Origin of the sequence: Pantoea sp. 22096 (genome assembly GCF_052045955.1) — a bacterium.
Classification (GTDB): Bacteria; Pseudomonadota; Gammaproteobacteria; order Enterobacterales; family Enterobacteriaceae; genus Pantoea; species Pantoea alfalfae.
This window is the reverse complement of record NZ_JBQEPW010000019.1, coordinates 1-560: the sequence shown is the minus strand read 5'-3', so window position 1 is coordinate 560 and position 560 is coordinate 1. Positions and strand designations below refer to the sequence as shown.

General features: G+C 54.3%; 1 rRNA gene. It reads left to right on the top strand.

The annotated features are described in order from the left end of the window. Nucleotides 1–560 (top strand): 23S ribosomal RNA (locus ACTJKZ_RS21190); the annotation flags it as partial.

Genomic DNA, 560 nt, shown 5'->3' with positions numbered 1-560 from the left:
TATGTGTTGTTGGGTAGGGGAGCGTTCTGTAAGCCGTCGAAGGTGTGCTGTGAGGCATGCTGGAGGTATCAGAAGTGCGAATGCTGACATAAGTAACGATAAAGCGGGTGAAAAGCCCGCTCGCCGGAAGACCAAGGGTTCCTGTTCAACGTTAATCGGAGCAGGGTGAGTCGACCCCTAAGGCGAGGCCGAAAGGCGTAGTCGATGGGAAACAGGTTAATATTCCTGTACTCGGTGTTACTGCGAAGGGGGGACGGAGAAGGCTATATCAGCCGGGCGACGGTTGTCCCGGTTTAAGCGTGTAGGCGGAGGGTCCAGGTAAATCCGGTCCCTTATTAACGCTGAGGCGTGACGACGAGGCACTACGGTGCTGAAGTGATAAATGCCCAGCTTCCAGGAAAAGCCTCTAAGCATCAGGTAACACAGAATCGTACCCCAAACCGACACAGGTGGTCAGGTAGAGAATACCAAGGCGCTTGAGAGAACTCGGGTGAAGGAACTAGGCAAAATGGTGCCGTAACTTCGGGAGAAGGCACGCTGGCGCGTAGGTGGAGGGATTT